Origin of the sequence: Citrobacter sp. XT1-2-2 (genome assembly GCF_023516235.1) — a bacterium.
In the GTDB taxonomy this organism is placed as follows: Bacteria; Pseudomonadota; Gammaproteobacteria; order Enterobacterales; family Enterobacteriaceae; genus Citrobacter; species Citrobacter werkmanii.
Genome location: NZ_CP097324.1, coordinates 2963279 through 2983310, shown reverse-complemented (window position 1 = coordinate 2983310; position 20032 = coordinate 2963279). Strand labels below are relative to the sequence as shown.

Below are 20032 nucleotides of genomic sequence, written 5' to 3'. Positions count from 1 at the left end.
GTGTTTAAATCTCTTGTTGGAATGGTACTGGTACTGGCAACCGCCTTTGCGCATGCCGACCGTATTCGTGACCTGACCAGCGTGCAGGGCGTGCGGGAAAACTCGTTGATAGGTTACGGGCTGGTGGTCGGGCTGGATGGTACCGGTGACCAGACCACACAGACGCCGTTTACGACGCAAACGCTCAATAACATGCTGTCGCAGTTGGGGATCACCGTACCAACCGGCACCAATATGCAGCTGAAAAACGTGGCGGCGGTGATGGTTACCGCGCAGTTTCCAGCTTTTGGTCGCCAGGGGCAAACCATTGACGTGGTGGTCTCTTCCATGGGGAACGCCAAAAGCCTGCGCGGCGGAACGCTGCTGATGACTCCGCTGAAAGGGGTCGATAGCCAGGTATATGCCTTGGCGCAAGGGAATATTCTGGTTGGCGGTGCGGGCGCGGCTGCGGGTGGCAGTAGCGTGCAAGTTAACCAGCTCAATGGCGGACGCATCACCAACGGCGCGACCATCGAACGTGAGTTGCCCAGCCAGTTCGGCGGCGGCAACACTATTAATCTGCAGCTCAATAATGAAGATTTCACTATGGCGCAGCAGATTACCGACACCATTAACCGCTCGCGTGGCTTTGGCAGTGCGACGGCGCTGGATGCCCGGACCATACAAGTGCGTGTGCCAAGCGGCAACAGTTCACAGGTACGCTTCCTTGCCGACATCCAGAATATGGAGGTGAACGTCACGCCGCAGGACGCGAAGGTCATTATCAACTCGCGTACGGGATCTGTAGTCATGAACCGTGAAGTCACGCTGGATAGCTGTGCCGTGGCGCAGGGTAACTTGTCGATTACAGTAAACCGCCAGGCAAACGTCAGCCAGCCGGATACGCCGTTTGGCGGCGGACAGACCGTAGTGACGCCACAAACGCAGATCGATCTGCGCCAGAGCGGCGGCTCGCTGCAAAGCGTACGTTCCAGCGCCAATCTGAACAACGTCGTGCGCGCGCTGAATGCGCTGGGGGCGACGCCGATGGATCTGATGTCCATTCTGCAATCGATGCAGAGCGCGGGTTGCTTACGCGCCAAACTGGAAATCATCTGATGATTGGCGACAGCAAACTGCTGACCAGCGCCGCCTGGGATGCGCAAGCACTGAACGAACTGAAAGCGAAAGCGGGTCAGGATCCGGCGGCGAATATTCGCCCCGTGGCCCGTCAGGTTGAAGGGATGTTCGTGCAGATGATGCTGAAAAGCATGCGTGAAGCGTTGCCGAAAGATGGTGTGTTTAGCAGCGATTCAACGCGTTTGTATACCAGCATGTATGACCAACAAATTGCGCAGCAGATGACCGCAGGCAAAGGTCTGGGACTGGCTGAAATGATGGTTAAGCAGATGACGCAAGGACAAGCGCAACCTGCTGATGATGCGCCACAGGTACCGATGAAGTTCCCGCTGGAAACGGTGACCAGCTATCAAAACCAGGCGCTGACGCAACTGGTGCGCAAAGCCATCCCGAGGACGACGGAAAGTAATGATGAGCCGCTGTCGGGCGACAGTAAAGACTTCCTCGCCCAGCTGTCGCTGCCGGCAAAACTGGCGAGTCAGCAAAGCGGCGTTCCACATCATCTGATTCTGGCGCAGGCGGCGCTGGAGTCCGGATGGGGTCAGCGGCAAATTCGCCGGGAAAACGGTGAACCGAGCTTCAACATTTTTGGCGTGAAGGCTTCGGGAGGCTGGAAGGGACCAACGACCGAAATCACCACCACCGAATATGAAAACGGCGAGGCGAAAAAGGTGAAAGCCAGATTCCGCGTCTATAGCTCTTACCTTGAGGCGCTGTCGGATTATGTCGGGCTGATTTCCCGTAACCCGCGCTATGCGGCGGTGACCGCAGCTGCAACCGCTGAGCAGGGCGCGCAGGCCCTGCAAAATGCCGGTTACGCTACCGACCCTAACTATGCGCGGAAATTAACCAGTATGATCCAGCAGTTGAAATCGATGAGTGAAAAGGTGAGCAAAACCTACAGCACGAACATCGATAATCTCTTTTAAATAGCTCAAGTCTACCGACCTGCTGCCGATAATAACGAGTATTGAAGGATTACAAGGAACCTCCATGTCCAGCTTGATTAATAACGCGATGAGTGGACTCAGCGCAGCGCAGGCCGCGTTGAACACTGCCAGTAATAACATCTCCAGCTATAACGTCGCCGGATATACCCGACAAACGACAATTATGGCGCAAGCGAACAGCACGCTGGGTGCGGGGGGCTGGGTAGGCAATGGCGTCTATGTTTCTGGTGTGCAGCGCGAGTATGACTCGTTTATCACCAATCAGCTGCGGGCAGCGCAAAACCAGAGCAGCGGTCTGACGACCCGTTATGAGCAAATGTCGAAAATCGACAACCTGTTGTCCAGCAAAACCAGTTCGATTTCGACCTCAATGCAGGACTTTTTTACCAGCCTGCAAACGCTGGTCAGTAACGCCGAAGATCCGGCGGCACGCCAGGCGCTGATCGGTAAAGCTGACGGTTTGGTGAATCAGTTTAAAACGACCGATCAGTATCTGCGCGATCAGGATAAGCAGGTTAATACCGCTATCAAAGCCAGCGTCGATCAGATCAACAACTACTCGAAACAAATCGCCAGCCTTAACGACCAGATTTCTCGTCTGACCGGTGTTGGGGCGGGGGCCTCCCCTAACGATCTGCTCGATCAGCGCGACCAACTGGTCAGTGAACTGAACCAGCTTGTCGGCGTGGAAGTCAGCGTTCAGGACGGCGGCACTTACAACGTAACCATGGCGAACGGTTATTCATTGGTGCAGGGCAGCAATGCGCGCCAACTGGCGGCAGTGCCTTCCAGTGACGATCCTTCGCGTACAACCGTTGCGTATGTGGATGGCGTTGCCGGAGCGGTTGAGATCCCTGAGAAACTGCTGAATACCGGTTCATTGGGTGGACTGCTCACCTTCCGTTCGCAGGAACTGGATCAAACGCGTAACACGCTGGGCCAACTGGCGCTGGCGTTTGCCGATGCGTTTAACACCCAGCATAAAGAAGGTTTTGATGCTAACGGCGATGCGGGTAAAGATTTCTTTGCTATCGGCAGCCCGTCCGTACTGAGTAACGCTAAAAATACCGGTAAAGCAGAATTAAGTGCTGAGGTTGATGACAGTTCGAAAGTGCAGGCTACCGACTATAAAGTTGTGTTTAGCGGCGGCAAATGGCAGGTGACGCGTCTGGCCGATAACACCACGTTTGAAGCTAAACCTGATGCGAACGGTAAACTGGATATTGATGGTCTGAAGGTAACGGTTAAGGCTAATCCAACCGGCGCTAACGATAACGACAGCTTTATTCTGAAACCCGTGAGCAACGCTATCGTTGATATGAAAGTCATGGTGACAGACGAGTCGAAAATCGCCATGGCGTCAGAGAAAAGCACTGATCCTGCTGCAGATACAGGTGCAAGCGATAACCGTAACGGTCAGAAACTGCTGGATCTGCAAACCAAGGCAACTGTTGGTAATAAAACCTTTAATGACGCTTACGCCACCCTGGTGAGCGACGTGGGCAACAAAACGGCGACGCTGAAAACCAGCAGTACCACGCAAAACAATGTGGTCAAGCAGCTTTATAACCAGCAGCAGTCGATTTCCGGGGTAAACCTCGACGAAGAATACGGTAATTTGCAGCGTTATCAGCAGTATTACCTGGCTAACGCACAGGTATTGCAAACTGCGAATGCGCTGTTTGATGCATTGATTAATATTCGCTAAGGGAGAGGGACACAATGCGTATCAGCACCCAGATGATGTACCAGCAGAATATGCGTGGCATCACTAACTCTCAGGCTGAATGGATGAAGTTCGGCGAGCAGATGTCGACCGGCAAACGCGTGATCAGTCCGTCTGACGATCCGATTGCCGCGTCGCAGGCCGTAGTGCTTTCTCAGGCTCAGGCGCAGAACAGCCAGTACACGCTGGCGCGCACCTTCGCGACGCAGAAAGTCTCGCTGGAAGAGAACGTATTGAGCCAGGTAACAACGGCTATTCAGGCTGCGCAGGAGAAAATTGTTTATGCCGGTAACGGTACATTAAGTGATGATGACCGTGCATCGTTGGCCACTGATTTGCAGGGTATCCGCGATCAACTGATGAACCTGGCGAACAGCACCGACGGTAATGGGCGCTACATTTTTGGCGGATATAAAACCGAATCCGCCCCGTTTGCCCAGGCCGATGGTTCCTATAGCGGTGGAACAACAAATGTGACCCAGCAGGTTGATGCTTCCCGTACCATGGTCATTGGTCACACGGGCGACAAAATCTTCGCCAGCCTGACCAGCAACGCTGTACCGGAACCACCGGGTAGCACCCAGGAAAAGAACCTGTTCAAAATGCTGGATAGCGCGATAGCAGAGCTAAAAATTCCTATTGCGGGTGATGATGTGGCAAAGGATAAGGCCGCAGCAGCTATCGATAAAACCAATCGTGGCTTGAAAAACTCACTGAATAACGTGCTTTCCGTTCGCGCAGAATTGGGTACCCAACTGAGTGAACTGAGCTCACTGGATTCACTGGGCGCCGATCGTGCGTTAGGCCAAACCCAACAGATGAGCAACCTGGTGGATGTCGACTGGAATGCGGCGATTTCGTCCTACGTCATGCAACAGGCCGCACTTCAGGCCTCTTATAAAGCATTTACCGATATGCAGGGAATGTCGTTGTTCCAGCTTAATCGGTAAAAACTCTTTTTGAACATATCTTGAAACTGGGTATGTTTGTCTGCCCGCTCCCTTAACACCCAGGAGCGGGCATTTTTTTAGGCTACCGTTGTTTTGCTAAGCGACAGATTTCCCGTCAGCCTTATTACCAGCGCAAGCGCACCGCTGATGGTTGCCAGCGTCACCACACCTTCCCAGTTTGCCAGCGCATAGACCTGACTCCCGAGAACGGAACCCAGCGCCATACCAATGAACACCATAGTAAACAGCAGCGCATTCAGACGGCCCCGGGCCTGAGGCTCCAGGCCATAAACCAGGTTCTGGTGGGCAACCAGGCTGGATTGCAATCCGAGATCAAAACCGACCGCCGAAACAGCAATCAGCAGCCACTGCCCCTGTACTGGCAGGGCGGGTAACAAGAACATCAGTGCGAAAGAGACGGTTACCAGCAAAGCACCTAACTGCGTCACTTTTGCTGCGCCCACTTTATCGGCCAGATGACCCGCCAACGGCGCGGCAAGCGCACCGGCGGCTCCCGCGATACCAAACGCGCCCGCCATAGCGCTACCCATGTGATAATGTTCAGATAACATCACCGCCAGCGTGGACCAGAAAGCGCTGAAGGCTATGGACAGAAAGCCCTGTGCCAGCGCCGCGCGGCGCAATGCGGGATACCGTTGCCAGAGCTGCGCCATAGAGAGCATCAATGACGGGTAGCTCAGTGTAGAATGGGCCGTAAAACGAGGCAGTACCTTCCACATAATTACGGTAATCATGGCAATACTGGCGGCGGCAAGTTGGTACATCTCACGCCAGCCAAACGCTTCACCCACCAGTCCGCTAACGGTACGCGAGAGTAAAATCCCCAACAGCAGGCCTGTCATCACCGTGCCCACCGTTTTTCCCTGTTTGCCTTCCGGCGCCAGAATAGCCGCCGCGGGAACGATATCCTGCGCCATTGTTGCCGCCATGCCCATCAACAGGCTCACTATTAGCAGTGAATGTAACTGCCCGGTAAAGCTGCATGCCAGAAGCAGTAAGGCAAGAGAGATACTTTTCAGCAGGATTAATGTCCGGCGGTCATAACGATCGCCCAATGGTAATAAAAACAGAATACCCAGCGCGTATCCCGCCTGGGTCAGCGTCGGAACCAGCCCCATGCCGGTAATACTTAAGTTCAGATCCTGACCCATTAAAGGCAGAAGGGGCTGGGCATAGTAGATAGCAGCGACACTGAATCCGGCACCTGATGCCAGAACGAAAATGACCCAACGGGAAAGTGCGGTGTGTGTGTTCACAAATGATTCCTCAATCACAGGATGTGCGGCTATTTTTATCCTTCTGCGGGTGGTGCGGTAGCGAGCGCAGTGGTAAAACAGTTATACGTCAGGCGTATGAAGAAACTGGTAATGATAAAAACTGAACGTATAGATAGGGTGGAATTGATGCGCACGTTTGTGCGCATCGTTGAAGCAGGATCGCTTTCGGCAGCGGCAAAACAGATGGGGACAACGCAAGCGACGGTAAGCCGACGGTTGCAATCCCTGGAAACTCTGCTGGGTGTGAAACTGATCATGCGTACCACGCATGCGATGAAATTAACCGACGATGGAGAGCGCGGTTACCAGCACGCCAAAAATATCATCGATGCCTGGCTGGCGCTGGAAGATGGACTTAATGTCACGGAAGATGAACCGGTGGGGACGTTGCGCGTACGGGCGCCGCATGCGTTTGGACAGCAACAGCTTCTTGAGCCGCTGTTGCAGTTTCTTTCGCGCTATCCACAGTTATCGGTGGAGTGGATGCTTAACGACAAAACCGTTGATTTCTTGAGCGATAATATTGATTGCGCGATTCGGGTTGGCGCGGAAGTCGATCCGGCCACGGTTTCGGTTTTACTGGCTGAAGTTCCCCGTAGCATGGTGGTGAGTCCTGTATTGCTGGAGCAATATGGCGAAATTTCGCACCCTGAGCAGTTATCCGCGCTGCCGTGGATTGCAGTGAACACGTTTTTTCAGCATAGCGTTTCGTTGCTACACCAGGCGCGTAATGAACCTGTCACGCTGACTATTTCACCCAGATTAAGTACTGACAGTATTTATGTGGCAAGAAATGCCGCGCTGGCGGGGCTGGGGGTGACGATTGTTTCAAGCTGGATGGTTGAAGAAGATATCGCCAACGGACGTTTAGTTATGCTGCTACCCGAGTGGCGGGCAGCCTCGTTGCCGGTGCATCTGGTTTATCCATGGGCGCGTTACTATCCGACACGGTTGCGCAAATTTTTAGCGTTAATGAAGGATGTGATGCCACAATTAACCGGGATGAAACGCGTAGAGCCGATATAAAAAAGCCGACCCTAAGGTCGGCTTTGAGGTTGATTATGGCTTATTCAACCGGCTGCGGGCGTGTTGCTGGCGCAGTGGCTTGATGCGTGGCGCTGTGTCCACCGGCGGCGCCTTTGCCTTCAAAGGCGAATGGCGGGCGCTGCCAGTCGCTATGACGCGGCGCTTCTGGCACATAATCCGGCGCGGGAGCGCGGGTCATCGGCGCAGTCGCATGGCTGTGAAGGTGCTCGGCGTCAACGCTTGTTGCGACAACGTCAGACTTAACGACTTCAGCTTCTACAACCGGCGCAGCAACAACTTCCTGCGGCGCAGCGACTTCTTCCACAACAGGTGCTGCTTGCGCGACTTCTTCAACCACCTCCGGCTTGGAGACGATGATTTCCGCAGGCTCTTCAGCCGGGGTTTCAGCGACCGGTTGAGCTTCAGCGGCGATCTCTTCAGCTACAGGTGCGTCAGATTCAGCGATAATTTGCGGTTGTTCTTCAACCGGGGTCGCAATGACTTCCGGATGCGTGGTTTCAGCAACGGCAATCTGAGGTTCCGCTACAACTTCCTCTGGCTGCACGGCTTCAACCGGCGCAGGAGTGTCCGCAATGTGCTCAACGGCAGCCGCAGCAACCTGAGGCTCTACTGCGACAGAGGCAGTTTGCTCCTGGTGAATTTCCTGCTCGCGTTGTTCTTCAACCTGCTGATCCTGCGGACGAACGACAGGGTAGCTGATCCATACTTTACCGGACGCCAATTCAGGAGAAGCACAGGCGAAGGTCAGCGGCATTGGCGACTGAGCCGGATAACGCTCGTCACGATAACGACGACGACGCTGTCCACTTACGCGCAGATGGCGAGGGGAACGGCGGGAACGACGTGGCATACCGTTGGAGTCACGCGCTTCGCTGTTGTCTTCCTGCTCAGGTGCGACAACGGCTGGCAGATCAACTTTCGACAGTTCGGTACGCGGAGTCGGTACGGACTGCTCAACGGCTTGAGCGACAACGACCTCAGCTGCCGCAGCGGTAGTTGCCACTTCGGCTTCAACCGCCGTGCTGTCTGTATAACGCACTTTCTGGTTCAACTGACGCTGTTTACGACGGGTCTGAGGCTGACGTACGCGCTCTTCCTGCTCGGTATCCTGCGATTGTTGTTCAGCCAGGTTCAGCTCTTTAACTTCCTGCTGCGCCTGACGCTTGTCATCGTTGCGGCGGCGGTTGCGCTCGCGACGCGGGGTCTGCTGCTCATCACCTGATTTCGCTTTGTCAGCGACATCACTGGATTGCTGGCGATTATCGCGCGCTTCCGCATTTTGCTGCTGGGCCTGACGACGGTTACGACGATTGTCATCGCGATTTTCGCCGTTTTCCGCACGTTCGTTACGGTTGTCACGATCGCCACGGTTATCGCGGTTATCACGACGATCGTTACGATCGCGACGATTATTTTGACGTGGTTTACGGCGGTCCTGCTGACGTTCCGTCTTCTCTTCAGCTTTCGGTGCAGGTTGTTCAACCGGCTTCGCTTCTTCGTTACCGCCGAAGATAGACTTCAGTGCGCTGAAGAAACGGCTAATCAAACCAGGCTGAGAGGCTGTTGCTGCGGTGGCAGCAGCAGCTTTAGGCGCTACGGCTTTAACAGCGGGTTCTTGCACGGTTGGTGCTGGCGGCACGTCTGGCATAGCAAAGGTCGCGAGTGCCGGTTGCTCTGGCTGTTTACGCTCGACATACTCTTGTTCTGACGGCAGTTCCATTGCTTCTTCGTGCAGCTTCGGCAGCAAGTAGCTCAGGGTTGGCGTTTCTTCGCCTTTGCGGACGCGCAGCACGGAATAGTGCGGGGTTTCCATTTGATCGTTTGGCACGATTACACAGCGCACGCCATTCTGACGCGTCTCGATGGCGTTGACCGCAGTACGCTTTTCGTTGAGCAGATAAGAGGCAATCGGCACAGGAACGATAGCGTGAACTTCCTGGGTATTCTCTTTCAGCGCTTCTTCTTCAATCAGACGCAGAATAGACAGCGACAGAGATTCATTATCACGTACGGTACCGGTGCCGGAGCAGCGCGGGCAGACGTGATGGCTGGACTCACCCAGCGACGGGCTCAGACGCTGGCGGGACATCTCCAGCAGGCCGAAGCGAGAAATATGGCTGATCTGAATACGCGCTCGGTCCTGACGCACGGCTTCACGCAGGCGGTTTTCAACCGCACGCTGGTGGCGAACCGGCGTCATATCGATAAAGTCGATGACAATCAGGCCGCCGAGGTCGCGCAGACGCAGCTGACGCGCAATTTCATCGGCTGCTTCCAGGTTGGTGTTGAATGCGGTTTCTTCGATGTCGCCGCCGCGGGTCGCGCGTGCGGAGTTGATATCGATAGCGGTAAGGGCTTCAGTGCTGTCGATGACGATGGAGCCGCCGGACGGCAGACGCACTTCGCGCTGGAACGCGGACTCAATCTGAGATTCAATTTGATAGTGGCTGAACAGCGGGATTTCACCGGTGTACAGTTTGATTTTGCTGCTGAAATCCGGACGACCCAGCGCGGCGATGTGCTGACGCGCCATCTCCATGACTTTCGGGTTATCAATGAGGATTTCGCCAATATCCTGACGTAAATAGTCACGGAATGCGCGGACGATGACGTTGCTTTCCTGGTGAATCAGGAACGGAGCAGGGCGGCTGTCGGCGGCTTTTTGAATGGCTTCCCAGTGTTTCAGGCGGAAGCTCAGGTCCCATTGCAGCGCTTCGGCGGATTTGCCGACACCTGCGGTACGCACAATAAGCCCCATACCATCAGGCAGTTCCAGGCTTGCCAGCGCTTCTTTTAATTCGGTGCGGTCATCGCCTTCAATACGACGGGAGATGCCGCCCGCGCGCGGGTTGTTCGGCATCAGAACCAGATAACTACCCGCCAGGCTGATAAAGGTGGTCAGCGCAGCGCCTTTATTGCCGCGTTCTTCTTTATCGATCTGAACAATGACTTCCTGACCTTCGCGCAACACATCTTTAATGTTGGGACGACCATGGGAGTTGTAGTTAGCGGGGAAGTATTCGCGGGCAATTTCTTTTAACGGAAGGAAACCGTGACGTTCAGCGCCGTAATCAACAAAAGCAGCTTCCAGACTCGGTTCAATACGGGTAATTTTCCCTTTATAGATGTTGGCTTTTTTCTGTTCGTGTCCAGGACTTTCGATATCCAGATCGTACAGACGTTGCCCATCTACAAGGGCGACACGCAACTCTTCCTGCTGAGTCGCGTTAATTAACATTCTTTTCATCGTAACTTACTCATTATTCTTACATTGACGACTAAGCTGCGGGCAGAGTAATGCCTTTCCGGGTGTGAACCGATGGCCTCGTGTCTATTCGCGTCGCCAACCTCACGGTTATCGTCAGCTCAAAGAGGCGCAGAGTGTCGGTTGCCTGTATTTCATACGGAAACACAGCGCAATTATCAGGGGAACAGTCTGGGTGTTACTCTCCAGAAAAGCTTCCTTATTACCGGTAAGGACTGCAACCCGCAGCCCGCTAACTGCCTGAAAGATCAATACGTCTTACGCCATTGCTGCGTTGATGATCGGTCGGGCAAAATTGGGTCATTCCGGAAAAGGTCTTGTTTTAACAAGATTCAACACGGAGACAACCTCATTATTCCACTGCTAACCTTGTTATAGCAAGATGACTTTTGCCATTTATCACCCGGTTACTCACAGTTTTTTCACTTCCGCGTAGTGATTGGTTTAATAACCACCAAATCGGTTATGTCAAACTTAAGTAATAGGGTATAGCAGTTAATATAAGCATAGAAAAATGTGTGGCGCGAATCTTGATGGCTATTTAAAATCGGCCCCCATGAAAACAGAGACTCCAGCCGTAAAAACAGTTGCTATCACTGCCGACGAAGCAGGGCAACGCATCGACAACTTTTTACGCACTCAACTTAAGGGTGTGCCGAAAAGTATGATTTATCGCATTTTGCGTAAAGGCGAAGTGCGGGTGAATAAAAAGCGCATTAAACCCGAGTACAAACTCGAAGATGGGGACATCGTGCGTATTCCACCTGTGCGTGTCGCTGAACGTGAAGAAGAGACTATTTCCCCAAATCTGCAGAAGGTTGCGGCGCTGACTGATGTCATTTTATATGAAGATGATCATATTCTGGTGCTTAACAAACCTTCAGGAACGGCCGTACATGGCGGAAGCGGATTAAGCTTTGGTGTTATTGAAGGTTTACGCGCGTTACGTCCGGAAGCGCGTTTCCTCGAACTGGTGCATCGCCTGGACCGCGATACCTCCGGTGTGCTGCTGGTTGCTAAAAAACGCTCAGCCTTACGTTCGTTGCATGAACAGCTGCGTGAAAAAGGGATGCAAAAAGACTACCTGGCGCTGGTGAGAGGCCAGTGGCAGTCGCATGTCAAAACCGTGCAGGCGCCGCTGTTGAAGAACATTTTGCAAAGCGGCGAGCGTATCGTGCGGGTGAATCAGGAAGGCAAACCGTCGGAAACACGCTTTAAGGTGGAAGAGCGCTATGCGTTTGCCACGCTTGTGCGCTGTAGCCCGGTCACAGGGCGCACGCACCAGATCCGTGTGCATACCCAATATGCCGGGCATCCGATAGCCTTTGACGATCGCTATGGCGACCGTGAGTTCGATAAACAACTCGCGGATACCGGACTGAACAGGCTGTTCCTTCATGCCGCGGCGTTGAAATTCACCCATCCGGGGACGGGCGAAGTGATGCGTGTTGAAGCGCCAATGGATAAACAGTTGAAGCGCTGCCTTGAGGTGTTACGTAGCAAAGCCTGATGCGCGTTGCTTATCAGGCCTGCAATCGCGTTATGCGGCGTAGGCCTGATAAGACGCATCGCGTCGCCATCAGGTGGATTAACTAGGCGTTCAGCGGGTTCATCTCTTCCCGGCGCAGCATTTGACACAATGCGATCAGCGGCAGGCCGATCAGCGTATTGGGGTCGCGACCCTCGAGACGCTCAAAGAGAGCAATACCTAACCCCTCACTTTTAAAACTGCCGGCACAATGTAGCGGGCGTTCTTTGCGCAGGTAATCATCAATTTCCGTTTCGCTTAAATGCCGAAAATGAACGTCGAACGGCTCGACCTCAGTTTGTAAATGTCCGGTAGCTGAATTATAAAGCGCCAGTCCGGTGTAAAACGTCACAATATTGCCACGGGCTTTGAGTAATTGTTGGCGCGCATTTTCTTCTGTTAATGGTTTGCCGGTTATTTCACCATCAAGAACACAAATTTGATCGGAGCCAATAATCAGATGCGCTGGATAACGTTGGGCGAGAGATTGCGCTTTTTGTTGCGCCAGTCGCGAGACTAAATGGCGTGGCGCTTCGCCGGGTAACGGCGTTTCATCCACCTCAGGAGCCGCGCATTCAAACGGAATTGCCAGTTTTTCAAGTAAAGCGCGACGCCAGGGAGAGGTCGAGGCAAGTATAAGTTGAGGCATATTTTTCCCCTCGCATATAGCGTATTGATGAGAGCCATTTTAAACTATGGACTTCGTCCTACAAGCTGGCTGTATTGGCTTGTCTTGAGCGATTTTAAGTCGATGACCCGCAATGTGTGCGAATTATTGGCAAAAGGCAACCTCAGGCTGCCTTTTTCTTTGACTATATGACGTTACAAAGTTAATATGCGCGCCCTATGCAAAAGGTAAAATTACCCCTGACTCTTGATCCGGTTCGTACGGCTCAAAAACGCCTCGATTATGAAGGTATCTATACTTCTGATCTGGTTGAGCGCGTCGCCGATTCTGTGGTCAGTGTGGACAGTGATGTGGAATGCTCCATGTCGTTCGCTATCGATAACCAGCGCCTTGCCGTGATAACCGGTGATGCGAAAGTGTCGGTTACGCTCGAATGTCAGCGTTGCGGGAAACCGTTCCCACTTCATGTTCACACAACATATTGTTTTAGTCCTGTCCGTTCTGACGAACAGGCTGAAGCACTCCCGGAAGCGTATGAGCCGATTGAGGTTAACGAATTCGGTGAAATCGATCTGCTTGCAATGGTTGAAGATGAGATTATCCTCTCCTTGCCGGTAGTTCCGGTGCATGATTCTGAACACTGTGAAGTGTCCGAGGCGGACATGGTCTTTGGCGAATTGCCTGATGAAGCGCAAAAACCAAACCCATTTGCCGTATTAGCCAGCTTAAAGCGTAAGTAATTGAGGAGTAAGGTCCATGGCCGTACAACAGAATAAACCAACCCGTTCCAAACGTGGCATGCGTCGTTCTCATGACGCTCTGACCGCAGTCACCAGCCTGTCTGTAGACAAAACTTCTGGTGAACAACACCTGCGTCACCACATCACTGCCGACGGTTTCTACCGTGGCCGTAAGGTAATCGCTAAGTAATCACGCATGACTCAATGGATTTCCCGCTTCGGTGAGAAAGACAGAGAGCGCACGCGTGATGAAGCTTAGTGAGGCTTTCCCCGGGTAACTGGGGAAACACCTAACCGGGCAGCGACGATACCTTGACACATCTAACCCTGGCGTTAGATGTCATGGGGGGAGATTTTGGCCCTACCGTGACAGTGCCTGCAGCATTGCAGGCACTGAATTCTAATTCGCAACTCACACTTCTTTTAGTCGGGGATCCCGATACAATCACGCCATTACTTGCCAAAGCTGACTTCGAACAACGTTCACGTCTGCAGATTGTCCCTGCTCAGTCAGTTATTGCCAGTGATGCCCGGCCCTCGCAGGCTATTCGCGCCAGTCGTGGAAGCTCAATGCGTGTTGCCCTGGAGCTCGTGAAAGAAGGTCGAGCGCAAGCCTGTGTGAGTGCTGGTAATACCGGCGCGCTAATGGGACTTGCGAAGTTATTGCTCAAACCCCTTGAGGGTATTGAGCGTCCTGCGTTGGTGACGGTTTTACCGCATCAGCAAAAGGGCAAAACGGTGGTGCTGGATTTAGGCGCCAACGTGGATTGTGATAGCACGATGTTAGTGCAATTTGCCGTTATGGGTTCCGTGCTGGCAGAAGAAGTCGTTGGGATTGCTAATCCTCGCGTTGCGTTGCTCAACATCGGCGAAGAAGAAACTAAAGGTCTCGACAGTATTCGGGATGCTTCTGCGGTGCTAAAAACAATCCCTTCCATTAACTATATAGGCTATCTTGAAGCCAATGAGTTACTGACTGGCAAAACTGATGTACTGGTCTGTGACGGCTTTACAGGTAATGTCACATTAAAGACGATGGAAGGTGTTGTCAGAATGTTCCTTTCACTGCTGAAATCTCAGGGTGAGGGCAAAAAACGGTCGTGGTGGCTGCTTTTATTAAAACGTTGGTTACAAAAAAGCCTGACAAGGCGATTTAGTCACCTCAACCCCGACCAGTATAATGGCGCCTGTCTGTTAGGATTGCGCGGCACGGTGATTAAGAGTCATGGTGCGGCTAATCAGCGAGCATTTGAGGTCGCGATTGAACAGGCAGTGCAGGCGGTGCAGCGACAAGTTCCTCAGCGAATTGCCGCTCGCCTGGAATCTGTATACCCAGCTGGATTCGAACTGCTGGACGGTGGCGAAAGCGCAAACTCACGACCGCACAGATAATAGCGCGTTTGTGAAAGCTGTCAGCGTACCAGCGTTTTGCTCGTGGCGGTATATAACCAAAAAGTGACTGAGCGTACATGTATACGAAGATTATTGGTACCGGCAGCTATCTGCCTGAACAAGTGCGTACTAACGCCGATTTGGAAAAAATGGTCGAGACATCTGATGAGTGGATCGTCACTCGTACAGGTATCCGTGAACGCCACATTGCAGCGCCAAATGAAACAGTTGCGACGATGGGCTTTGCCGCCGCAAACCGTGCGCTGGAAATGGCGGGCATCGACAAAGACGAAATTGGTCTGATTGTGGTTGCCACCACATCATCCACACACGCATTTCCAAGCGCGGCATGCCAGATCCAAAGTATGCTGGGGATCAAAGGCTGTCCGGCGTTTGACGTTGCGGCCGCTTGCGCCGGTTTTACCTATGCCCTGAGCGTTGCCGATCAGTACGTTAAGTCTGGCGCAGTGAAGCATGCTCTGGTCGTTGGATCTGATGTTCTTGCTCGTACTTGTGATCCAACCGATCGTGGGACGATCATTATCTTTGGTGACGGCGCGGGCGCGGTGGTACTGAGCGCATCCGAAGAGCCGGGTATTCTCTCCACGCATCTGCATGCTGATGGTCGTTACGGTGAGCTGTTGACGCTGCCTAACGCCGATCGCGTAAATCCGGATAATCCGATCCACTTGACGATGGCGGGTAACGAAGTATTTAAAGTCGCGGTGACCGAGCTTGCCCACATCGTTGATGAAACGCTGGAAGCCAATAATCTCGACCGTTCTGCGCTGGACTGGCTGGTGCCGCATCAGGCAAACCTGCGCATTATCAGCGCGACAGCGAAAAAGCTGGGCATGTCGATGGATAATGTCGTCGTTACACTGGACAGACATGGCAATACGTCCGCGGCTTCCGTACCGTGCGCACTGGACGAAGCCGTCCGCGACGGGCGTATCAAAGCTGGGCAGTTGATATTGCTTGAAGCCTTCGGGGGTGGATTCACCTGGGGCTCCGCGCTGGTTCGTTTCTAGTATAAGGATTTTAACATGACGCAATTTGCATTTGTGTTTCCGGGGCAGGGTTCCCAGACCGTTGGGATGTTGTCTGAAATGGCAGCAAGCTACCCAATTGTTGAAGAAACTTTTGCTGAAGCATCAGCTGCGCTGGGCTATGATCTGTGGGCGCTGACTCAGCAAGGTCCGGCAGAAGAACTGAATAAAACCTGGCAGACGCAGCCAGCGCTATTGGCTGCATCTGTCGCGCTGTATCGCGTATGGCAGCAGCAGGGTGGTAAAACACCTGCGCTGATGGCAGGTCACAGCCTGGGCGAATATTCTGCGCTGGTATGTGCGGGTGTAATTGATTTTGCCGATGCTGTCCGTCTGGTTGAACTGCGCGGCAAATTCATGCAGGAAGCCGTACCGGAAGGTACTGGCGGCATGTCTGCGATTATTGGTCTGGACGATGCCTCTATCGCTAAAGCGTGTGAAGAGTCTGCTGAAGGGCAGGTCGTTTCTCCGGTTAACTTCAACTCGCCGGGTCAGGTGGTTATCGCCGGGCATAAAGAAGCCGTAGAACGTGCAGGTGCTGCTTGTAAAGCCGCTGGCGCCAAGCGTGCGCTGCCGTTGCCGGTCAGCGTGCCTTCTCACTGCGCGCTGATGAAGCCTGCCGCTGAGAAACTGGCCGTTGAATTGCAAAAAATCACTTTCAACGCGCCGACTGTTCCAGTTGTGAACAACGTCGACGTGAAGTGTGAAACTACCGCAGACGTGATTCGCGATGCGCTGGTTCGTCAACTGTACAGCCCGGTTCAGTGGACCAAAACCGTTGAGTTTATGGCATCTCAGGGCGTAGAGCACCTGTATGAAGTGGGGCCAGGTAAAGTTCTCACCGGTTTGACGAAACGTATTGTTGACACCCTGACCGCTTCGGCACTGAATGAGCCGGCGGCGCTGTCTGCGGCGCTAGAGCAATAAAAGAGGAAGCCCATGAATTTTGAAGGAAAAATCGCGCTGGTAACCGGTGCAAGCCGTGGAATTGGCCGCGCAATTGCTGAAACACTCGTTGCCCGTGGCGCGAAAGTTATCGGGACTGCAACCAGTGAAAGTGGTGCGCAGGCCATTAGCGATTACTTAGGTGCAAATGGTAAAGGTCTGATGTTGAATGTGACCGATCCGGCATCTATCGAATCTGTTCTGGAAAATATTCGCGCAGAATTTGGTGAAGTCGATATTCTGGTCAATAATGCCGGGATTACTCGTGATAACCTGTTAATGCGCATGAAAGATGACGAGTGGAACGATATCATCGAAACCAACCTGTCATCTGTTTTCCGTCTGTCAAAAGCGGTAATGCGAGCTATGATGAAAAAGCGTCATGGGCGTATTATCACTATCGGTTCTGTGGTTGGTACCATGGGAAATGCGGGTCAGGCTAACTACGCTGCGGCGAAAGCAGGTCTGATCGGCTTCAGTAAATCACTGGCGCGCGAAGTTGCGTCCCGTGGTATTACTGTAAACGTTGTTGCTCCGGGCTTTATTGAAACGGACATGACGCGTGCGCTGTCTGATGATCAGCGTGCGGGTATACTGGCGCAGGTTCCTGCGGGTCGCCTTGGTGGCGCTCAGGAAATCGCCAGTGCGGTTGCATTTTTAGCTTCTGACGAAGCAAGTTACATCACAGGTGAGACTTTGCACGTCAACGGCGGGATGTACATGGTTTAACCACGATTGAAAAATATTTGCGTTATTAGGGGGAATGGCCTCAAAATAACGTAAAATCGTGGTAAGACCTGCCGGGATTTAGTTGCAAATTTTTCAACATTTTATACACTACGAAAACCATCGCGAAAGCGAGTTTTGATAGGAAATTTAAGAGTATGAGCACTATCGAAGAACGCGTTAAGAAAATTATCGGCGAACAGCTGGGCGTTAAGCAGGAAGAAGTTACCAACAATGCTTCCTTCGTTGAAGACCTGGGCGCAGATTCTCTTGACACCGTTGAGCTGGTAATGGCTCTGGAAGAAGAGTTTGATACTGAGATTCCGGACGAAGAAGCTGAGAAAATCACTACCGTTCAGGCTGCCATTGATTATATCAACGGCCACCAGGCGTAAGTGAACATCTCCAGGCGGTCATTCGACCGCCTGAGTTTTATCTTTTTATCCCACTTGAATTATTTTCCCTCCCTGGAGGACAACCGTGTCTAAGCGTCGTGTAGTTGTGACCGGACTGGGCATGTTGTCTCCTGTCGGCAATACCGTAGAGTCTACCTGGAAAGCTCTCCTTGCCGGTCAGAGTGGCATCAGCCTGATCGACCATTTCGATACTAGCGCCTATGCAACGAAATTTGCTGGCTTAGTAAAGGATTTTAACTGTGAAGACATTATCTCGCGCAAAGAACAGCGCAAGATGGATGCCTTCATTCAATATGGAATTGTCGCTGGCGTTCAGGCCATGCAGGATTCTGGCCTCGAAATTACGGAAGAGAACGCTCACCGTATTGGCGCCGCTATTGGCTCTGGTATTGGCGGTCTCGGTCTGATCGAAGAAAACCATACCTCTTTGGTAAACGGTGGACCGCGTAAGATCAGCCCGTTCTTCGTTCCGTCGACGATTGTTAACATGGTGGCAGGTCACCTGACCATCATGTACGGCCTGCAAGGGCCAAGCATCTCCATCGCGACCGCCTGTACTTCAGGCGTACATAACATCGGTCATGCCGCACGTATCATTGCATACGGTGATGCAGACGCGATGGTTGCGGGTGGTGCTGAAAAAGCCAGTACACCGCTTGGCGTGGGTGGTTTTGGCGCGGCACGCGCGCTGTCTACGCGTAATGATAACCCGCAAGCGGCAAGCCGCCCGTGGGATAAAGAGCGTGATGGCTTCGTGTTGGGCGACGGCGCAGGCATGGTGGTACTGGAAGAGTACGAGCATGCGAAAGCGCGCGGCGCGAAAATCTATGCTGAAGTCGTTGGTTTTGGCATGAGCAGCGATGCTTACCACATGACGTCACCACCGGAAAACGGTGCAGGCGCTGCGCTGGCAATGGTCAATGCACTACGCGATGCGGCTATCGAAGCGGGTCAGATCGGCTATGTCAACGCGCATGGTACGTCTACGCCTGCAGGCGATAAAGCTGAAACCCAGGCAGTGAAATCTGTCTTTGGCGATGCGGCGAGCCGTGTGATGGTAAGCTCAACCAAATCCATGACCGGTCACCTGTTAGGCGCTGCGGGCGCGGTAGAGTCTATTTTCTCTATCCTGGCGCTGCGCGACCAGGCTATTCCGCCAACCATCAACCTGGATAACCCGGATGAAGGTTGCGACCTGGACTTCGTTCCTCACGAAGCGCGTCAGGTGAGTGGTTTGGAATATACTCTGTGTAACTCCTTCGGCTTCGGTGGTACCAACGGTTCTTTGATCTTTAAAAAGATTTAAGTCTCGTCAGGTGATGCGTTAGCATCGAAATAAAACTGAAAAGGTCCGCTTGTCGGGCCTTTTTTTATTCGGTTTTTCACCCTTGTCCTGTGTTACTCATCCTGCCAAACTAGCGGACCAGATATAAGGAGCCTCCATGTTCTTAATTAATGGCTGCGAGCAAAATCTGCTGGCCGTAAGCGATCGAGCGACCCAATTTGGCGATGGTTGTTTTACTACCGCGCGAATTATCGACGGCGAAATTTGCCTCTTTGCAGCGCATCTTGCGCGTTTACAAGACGCTTGCCAAAAGTTGCTGATCGCTTTTGAACAGTGGTCAGAACTGCAAGATGAAATGAAAATGCTGGCTCAAGGACACGCGCGTGGTGTATTGAAAGTCATTATTAGCCGCGGTAGCGGCGGTCGGGGATACAGCGGCGCAAATTGTCTCAACGCCACCCGTATTCTCTCTGTTTCAGCCTGGCCCGAACATTACGATCGTTGGCGCCATGAAGGGATTACGCTGGCGTTAAGCCCAGTGCGTCTGGGGCGTAACCCTATGCTTGCCGGACTTAAGCATCTGAATCGCCTGGAGCAGGTATTGATTCGCTCTCATCTTGAGCAGACGGATGCCGATGAAGCGCTGGTTCTTGACAGCGAGGGATGGGTTACGGAATGCTGTGCGGCTAATTTGTTCTGGCGTAAAGGTAATGTGGTTTACACTCCCCGGTTGGATCAGGCCGGAGTGAACGGCATTATGCGACAATTCTGTATCCGTATGCTGGCACAATCACCGTTCAGTCTTGTCGAAGTGTATGCCGGGTTGGAGGAGATTATGCAAGCCGATGAAATCGTCGTCTGTAACGCATTAATGCCGGTTATTCCCGTGCGTACCTGTGGCGACACGATGTTGTCTTCACGTTTGTTATTCGATTTTTTAGCCCCACTTTGTGAGCACCCGAATTAGT

Annotated in this window: 18 protein-coding genes; 15 read left to right on the top strand and 3 right to left on the bottom strand. The window is 52.9% G+C overall.

Going from position 1 to position 20032, the window contains the following annotated elements; genetic code table 11:
* Positions 1 to 21 precede the first annotated feature (21 nt).
* The 4 genes from M4I31_RS14260 to flgL all read left to right on the top strand — a co-directional run bounded on the left by M4I31_RS14260 (position 22) and on the right by flgL (position 4745).
* Positions 22 to 1098, top strand: a complete 1077-nt coding sequence (locus M4I31_RS14260) for a flagellar basal body P-ring protein FlgI (protein WP_087857787.1) — start codon at positions 22 to 24, stop codon at positions 1096 to 1098.
* Positions 1098 to 2048, top strand: coding sequence for a flagellar assembly peptidoglycan hydrolase FlgJ (flgJ, locus tag M4I31_RS14255; RefSeq protein WP_085048529.1), 951 nt, complete (start codon positions 1098 to 1100; stop codon positions 2046 to 2048). Before M4I31_RS14260 ends, flgJ begins: the two co-directional genes overlap by 1 nt.
* Positions 2049 to 2112: 64 nt before the next feature.
* On the top strand, positions 2113 to 3777 hold the full coding sequence (gene flgK / locus M4I31_RS14250; protein ID WP_069323316.1) for a flagellar hook-associated protein FlgK: 1665 nt from the start codon (positions 2113 to 2115) through the stop codon (positions 3775 to 3777).
* 14 nt (positions 3778 to 3791) lie between these two features.
* The gene (gene flgL, locus M4I31_RS14245; protein ID WP_038639718.1) at positions 3792 to 4745 is read left to right on the top strand and encodes a flagellar hook-associated protein FlgL; all 954 of its coding nucleotides are present in this window, start codon (positions 3792 to 3794) and stop codon (positions 4743 to 4745) included.
* Positions 4746 to 4822: 77 nt separating this feature from the next.
* Here flgL and M4I31_RS14240 read toward each other — a convergent pair whose 3' ends face one another.
* Positions 4823 to 6022 carry an MFS transporter gene (locus M4I31_RS14240; protein ID WP_085048528.1) on the bottom strand — a complete coding sequence of 400 codons (1200 nt, stop codon included), beginning with the start codon at positions 6020 to 6022 and terminating at the stop codon, positions 4823 to 4825.
* 21 nt (positions 6023 to 6043) lie between these two features.
* Between M4I31_RS14240 and M4I31_RS14235 the strand changes: the two genes are divergently transcribed.
* Positions 6044 to 7069, top strand: coding sequence for a LysR family transcriptional regulator (locus tag M4I31_RS14235; RefSeq protein ID WP_085048527.1), 1026 nt, complete (start codon positions 6044 to 6046; stop codon positions 7067 to 7069).
* Between the two features lie 40 nt (positions 7070 to 7109).
* Here the strand turns inward: M4I31_RS14235 and rne are convergent, their stop codons facing one another.
* The gene (gene rne / locus M4I31_RS14230; protein ID WP_085048526.1) at positions 7110 to 10337 is read right to left on the bottom strand and encodes a ribonuclease E; all 3228 of its coding nucleotides are present in this window, start codon (positions 10335 to 10337) and stop codon (positions 7110 to 7112) included.
* Positions 10338 to 10911: 574 nt separating this feature from the next.
* On the opposite strand from rne, the gene rluC reads away from it, so the two are divergent.
* Complete coding sequence (gene rluC / locus M4I31_RS14225) at positions 10912 to 11865, top strand: 23S rRNA pseudouridine(955/2504/2580) synthase RluC (protein WP_167371252.1); 954 nt, start codon at positions 10912 to 10914, stop codon at positions 11863 to 11865.
* An 82-nt stretch (positions 11866 to 11947) separates the two neighbouring features.
* On the opposite strand, the gene M4I31_RS14220 is transcribed toward rluC, so the two are convergent.
* Positions 11948 to 12532 (bottom strand): nucleoside triphosphate pyrophosphatase, encoded by a 585-nt coding sequence (locus tag M4I31_RS14220; RefSeq protein ID WP_038639734.1) that lies wholly within the window; start codon positions 12530 to 12532, stop codon positions 11948 to 11950.
* Positions 12533 to 12729: 197 nt separating this feature from the next.
* Here M4I31_RS14220 and yceD point away from each other — a divergent pair, with 197 nt between their 5' ends.
* The 9 genes from yceD (at position 12730) to pabC (ending at position 20031) form a co-directional block, all read left to right on the top strand.
* A complete protein-coding gene (gene yceD, locus M4I31_RS14215; protein WP_003036239.1) occupies positions 12730 to 13251 on the top strand; it encodes a 23S rRNA accumulation protein YceD in 522 nt (173 codons plus the stop codon).
* Between the two features lie 16 nt (positions 13252 to 13267).
* The gene (gene rpmF / locus M4I31_RS14210; protein ID WP_003036242.1) at positions 13268 to 13441 is read left to right on the top strand and encodes a 50S ribosomal protein L32; all 174 of its coding nucleotides are present in this window, start codon (positions 13268 to 13270) and stop codon (positions 13439 to 13441) included.
* A gap of 122 nt (positions 13442 to 13563) precedes the next feature.
* Positions 13564 to 14643, top strand: a complete 1080-nt coding sequence (gene plsX, locus M4I31_RS14205) for a phosphate acyltransferase PlsX (RefSeq protein ID WP_074458481.1) — start codon at positions 13564 to 13566, stop codon at positions 14641 to 14643.
* A 77-nt stretch (positions 14644 to 14720) separates the two neighbouring features.
* On the top strand, positions 14721 to 15674 hold the full coding sequence (fabH, locus tag M4I31_RS14200) for a beta-ketoacyl-ACP synthase III (RefSeq protein ID WP_085048525.1): 954 nt from the start codon (positions 14721 to 14723) through the stop codon (positions 15672 to 15674).
* 15 nt (positions 15675 to 15689) lie between these two features.
* Positions 15690 to 16619: an ACP S-malonyltransferase gene (fabD, locus tag M4I31_RS14195; RefSeq protein ID WP_085048524.1), complete on the top strand. Its 930-nt coding sequence runs from the start codon at positions 15690 to 15692 to the stop codon at positions 16617 to 16619.
* 12 nt (positions 16620 to 16631) lie between these two features.
* Entirely contained in the window at positions 16632 to 17366 is a 735-nt protein-coding gene (gene fabG, locus M4I31_RS14190; RefSeq protein WP_006685074.1) for a 3-oxoacyl-ACP reductase FabG, read from the top strand.
* A 155-nt stretch (positions 17367 to 17521) separates the two neighbouring features.
* Positions 17522 to 17758 carry an acyl carrier protein gene (acpP, locus tag M4I31_RS14185; RefSeq protein WP_000103754.1) on the top strand — a complete coding sequence of 79 codons (237 nt, stop codon included), beginning with the start codon at positions 17522 to 17524 and terminating at the stop codon, positions 17756 to 17758.
* 85 nt (positions 17759 to 17843) lie between these two features.
* Positions 17844 to 19085 (top strand): beta-ketoacyl-ACP synthase II, encoded by a 1242-nt coding sequence (gene fabF, locus M4I31_RS14180; RefSeq protein ID WP_038639753.1) that lies wholly within the window; start codon positions 17844 to 17846, stop codon positions 19083 to 19085.
* Positions 19086 to 19221: 136 nt separating this feature from the next.
* The gene (gene pabC / locus M4I31_RS14175) at positions 19222 to 20031 is read left to right on the top strand and encodes an aminodeoxychorismate lyase (RefSeq protein ID WP_085048523.1); all 810 of its coding nucleotides are present in this window, start codon (positions 19222 to 19224) and stop codon (positions 20029 to 20031) included.
* Position 20032 lies beyond the last annotated feature (1 nt).